This is a genomic window from Aetokthonos hydrillicola CCALA 1050 (assembly GCF_017591665.1).
GTDB classification, from domain to species: Bacteria; Cyanobacteriota; Cyanobacteriia; order Cyanobacteriales; family Nostocaceae; genus Aetokthonos; species Aetokthonos hydrillicola.
The window spans coordinates 1-4,738 of the sequence record NZ_JAAKGC010000199.1; the positions used below are offsets into that span (position 1 = coordinate 1).

The following is a 4,738-nucleotide window of genomic DNA, read 5'->3' on the forward strand; positions in this document are numbered from 1 at the left end:
ACTTACTACTTCTACCCTGAGTATCCCTAACTTCTGAGGACACTAGTCGCCAAACTCCCACAAAATAATTTTGTATCATCATCCTATGTATAATAGTTGATTAGCAGCGTCAACGATATCCGGAGGAACATTATGAAAAGTAAATTATGGGAAAAGTTAATCAAAAGGCAAGCAGTTGAGTACGTGACTACTTACGATGTAAACCGATTGAAAAAACTAGATGTCGGAAGAGAATTTACCTACTCAAGCAAATTGTATAAAACGCTTTCAGATGGGGCTAGTAAAACTTTGAAAAAGTATTTGTAAGTAAAAGTTGGCAAAGAAGCAGACGCGAAATGGTGAAAAGTTTTTTAGTTGCGCTTTAGTGCGCTAAAGCGCAACTACGAACCAATGAGATTCGAGGAACTATTCTGCTCCTTCTATCGGCGCAAAACCTTGGCGTTGAATATTTTCTGTTACTGTGCGCGGTTCTAGAAATTGTAGCAGGTAATCAGGGCCTCCTGCTTTAGAACCAACACCAGAAAGTTTAAAGCCACCAAACGGTTGCCGTGCGACTATAGCACCGGTAATGGTACGGTTAATATAGAAATTGCCTACTTCAAACTCTTCCTGTGCCATTTGAATGTGCGAAGGAGTTCTAGAGTAAAGCCCGCCAGTTAAAGCGTAGTTAGTACTGTTAGCAACTTCCAACGCCTCCTCAAAATTGTTTACTCGAATAACAGCGACAACTGGACCAAAAATTTCTTGCTGAGCAACGATCGCGTTAGGCGAGACTTCCGTAAAAATCACTGGCCCAATATAATATCCATGATCCGGTGCTGGCATTTCTAAAGCAACTTTTGCTTCTGCTTTGCCTTTCTCAATGTACTCACGGATGCGATCGCGTGCATTTGCATCAATCACTGGACCAACTTGTGTACTTGCTAAATCTGCCTCTCCTATGTTAAGAGATTTTGTTGCCTCTACAAAACGTTGTACAAAAGTTTCGTAAACAGCTTTGTGTACAATCACTCGAGAACAAGCAGAACATTTTTGTCCACTGTAGCCGAACGCCGACTGCACAACCCCAAAAACAGCTTGGTCTAAATCAGCACTTTCATCCACAATAATCGCATTCTTCCCACCCATTTCTGCAATTACTCGCTTCATGTGCTTTTGTCCTGGTTTTAGGATAGCTGCTTCTGCGTAAATTCTACAACCAACTTCTTGCGATCCAGTAAAAGCAATCACATGAGTTTCCGGATGATTTACCATATAAGCGCCAACCGTCGAACCTTTTCCTGGTACGTATTGAAATACTCCTTTGGGTATTCCAGCTTCAACCAAGATTTCCGTCAGTTTAGCTGCAATTACAGAAGACGGTTCGGCACACTTTAGCAAAGTACAATTACCAGCAACCAAAGCCGCAACAGTCATCCCCGTAGCAATAGCAAGCGGAAAATTCCAAGGAGAAATCACGACTGCAATTCCTCGTGGTTGGTAGATATAACGATTCGTCTCCCCTGGTATATCGTAATTGTAACCAAGATCGAGACGTTCCATTTCTTGCGCATAATAGCGACAGAAGTCTATAGCCTCAGAAATCTCACCATCGGCTTCTCGCATTGCTTTTCCAACTTCCAACACCATCCATGCAGCTAGTACATCACGCCGTGCTTCCATTAAGTCAGCAGCTTTTCGCAATATTGCAGCACGTTCTTTTACTGGTGTTTTCCGCCAACCAGGAAAAGCAGCCTTTGCAGCTTGCATTGCTTCTTCAGCTTGTTCGACACAGATGAGTCCGACTTTACCAACAATTTCGCTAAAATTCGAGGGGTTGACAGAATCTATAAACTGTGTAGTGTTTCTATACTCCCCATTGATCAACGGGAGATACGTCTTTCCAAGTTGACGCCGTACTTCTTGTAACGCTTGAATTGATTTGCTTCTTAGCTCTTGCTCAGCATAATCTGTATCAGCAGCACCAATAAAGGAAGAATCAGGGTGAGAAAAAGAAGAATCTGCTTGCTTTACTATTGGTGGTGCGATGAGTTCTTCAATCGGACGATTTTCTAGATTTTGTCGTAAAAAGGAACTATTTGCAGTATTTTCTAATAAACGGCGAATAAGATAGGCCATTCCTGGGAGAAGTTCACCATAAGGACAGTAAACTCTAACGCGGTAACCTTTATCAACTAAAGCTTTTGCTAGTTTATCGCCCATTCCATACAAGACTTGCATTTCAAAGCGACGGCGGGGAACCTGTAATGTTTCAGCAATTGCTATAGCACGTGCTTGCGATCGCACATTATGGCTACCAATTGCAGAATAAACATATTCATGATTCTCTAGCAACAACTCTGTTAGTTCCTCAAAGTTAGCATCCGTCGTTGCTTTGTCATTGTAAACTGGCTGCGGCCAATGTTTCTGGGCTGATAGAATAGTTTCTTGATCCCAATATGCGCCTTTGACCAAGCGGATTGTTACAGGATAAGCTCGCTGTTTTGCCCAAGTAATCAAATCTTTGAGATCTTGCTCACTGTCTCGCAGATATGCTTGAATTGTTATACCAATATCTGTACGCTCTCTGAACTCAGGTTCTAGGAGTAATTTTTTCAAGATACTGAGAATTAAGTCTTTATAAGCATACTGTTCCATGTCAAAATGAACAGCCGCCCCTAGTTCTTTAGCACGACGCAACAACAAACGAATGCGATCGCCAACTCTTTCCTCACTACCTTGAGCATCTAGTGGGTCAAACTGAGAGTAAAACGCCGTTAGTTTTACAGAAACCTGGACTTTTGGCAATATTTCTCCATCCACTTCATCAATCGATGGTATTGGAGTCCAACTCTTAGATGCTTCTACTAATTGTTGCATCAATTCCAAGTATCGTTCCAGGTATGATTGTGCTTCTGCTTCGGTAATCACCGCCTCACCCAATAAGTCTACGGTGAAAGGCATTTTTTCCTTACGCAGTCGCTCAATAGTCTTTAGTACCTGTTTAATATTTTCTCCAGCAATATATTTATGAGCTAATGTTTCTGTTGCTGTAGAAACAGTACTAGCAGCAACTTGCCTTGGCATAGAGTCAGGGTTAGCAAAGTTTAACATTCCCTTAAGGGCTGCTGGTAGTTCTACAGACTCATCACCGAGATATTCTTGTAAGTGAGCTGCAATTTCTGCCTTACTATGTAAAGCAGGAAGAGTATCAATAAAGCGGAATAGCTGCACCCGCAAGCCAGGATTACTCATAGCCCAAGCCAGTAATTTGTCATCCCAGCGCATTTGATCTCGCAGATTACCAAAGAAAGAACGATTCTCCTGCGTTGCTGCTAAAAGTTGTTTAGCAATTTCTTGGGTTTTAGCTTCGTAGGTGCTTTTCTGTACTTGTAATACCACTGACAACAGACTCCTTCTTTAAGGCGACAAACATTGCCTCTATATAACATTTTGGCTCTTCAATTGTCTTAGCACCAGCATCTAAGAGCAGAAATTTGCAATAATCAGCTTTTTAGCTAGATATTAGAGGTGTGAGTGGCGGAAATAGGTGAAAGTATTGTACAAGGAAGTACTTATTCTCTGATTTGACAACGCCTCCAGTTCAAGATTTATTTTTCTGCAAGTCCCTTACAGCTCTTTGGAAACAGCTTGTCGCAAAGCCCAAAAGGGCTGATTAGTCCAACGGTTTTCACTACGGTACATGAAACCATAATGACGACAATACGCAGCACGGATTGCTTTTAGGTGATCCACATATGTATTAACCAAACTCTCGTCACCTGAAAGCGCAGCGTGAACAGCTTGTCCTGCTTTCATTCCTGTGTACAGTGCATTAAAGATACCTTGTGAAGAAATCGGATCAAAGCTTAGAGCGGCATCTCCAGCTGCAATCCATTGCAACCCTGCAACCTGATTTAAGTAACCACCCCCTGCTTCTATGAAATGTGGTGAATGAGTATCAGTCATATAGCCTAAACACTCATGAATGTATTTTGTATCCTCTAGATAAACATCCCACAAGTTTGGATGATGCTGGATGAGTCTTGCGTGTTGAATATCTGTGTGAAAAATAACTACACGAGTGTGATGGGGCAGCCTAGCAGTATACCACCATCCATGAGGGACAGACTCTATGAATGTCCGAGTCTCGGTGTCATTTTTAGACGTTACAACCCAACGATAAGTAGCAAACAATGGAATATCACGTTGTCGTATTGCGCCTTGGCTGCGTGCAAGGCTAGCAGCACGACCGGTTGTATCAATGAACCATCGTGAGTGACACTCGCGATCATGCAAGCAAACCCGCCACGTGTTGTGGCATTTACTCACTTGTTTAACTCGATTTCTCCACAAGATTGCTCCTGCACGAACAGCTGCTAGTCGGAGTGCTTCGTCAAACTGGACTCGATCTAAATGCCAACCCAGCCCACGGGGATCACTGATGAAATCATTGACCATCAGTTGGTCAGATCCCCAAGCACAGACGTTGCCATAACACGGTAAATGGGAACCCGACTCTAAATCTGCCAGCAACCCTAAATTTTGTAATATCTGCCGAGCCGCACCGGGTAACGAATCACCCACTTTGTGGGTATCCGCCCGAAACTCATCAACCAACAGCACTTGACGCCCAGCTTGTGCTAAAACAAAAGCAGCTACAGCACCGGCTGGACCTGCACCCGCAACTAACACATCCCACATAGTTTTAACTGAACTTGATCCGTCGAAATTCTTCAAGCTGCTCAACGCTCTCCCA

The 4,738-nt window shown here is 43.0% G+C and carries 2 protein-coding genes; both read right to left on the reverse strand.

The annotated features are described in order from the left end of the window. Positions 1–405: 405 nt before the first annotated feature. Complete coding sequence (gene pruA / locus G4P69_RS35355) at positions 406–3,381, reverse strand: L-glutamate gamma-semialdehyde dehydrogenase (protein ID WP_208354591.1); 2,976 nt, start codon at positions 3,379–3,381, stop codon at positions 406–408. A 228-nt stretch (positions 3,382–3,609) separates the two neighbouring features. After that, on the reverse strand, positions 3,610–4,738 hold a 1,129-nt coding region (locus tag G4P69_RS35360), incomplete at its 5' end, for an NAD(P)/FAD-dependent oxidoreductase (RefSeq protein ID WP_208354581.1).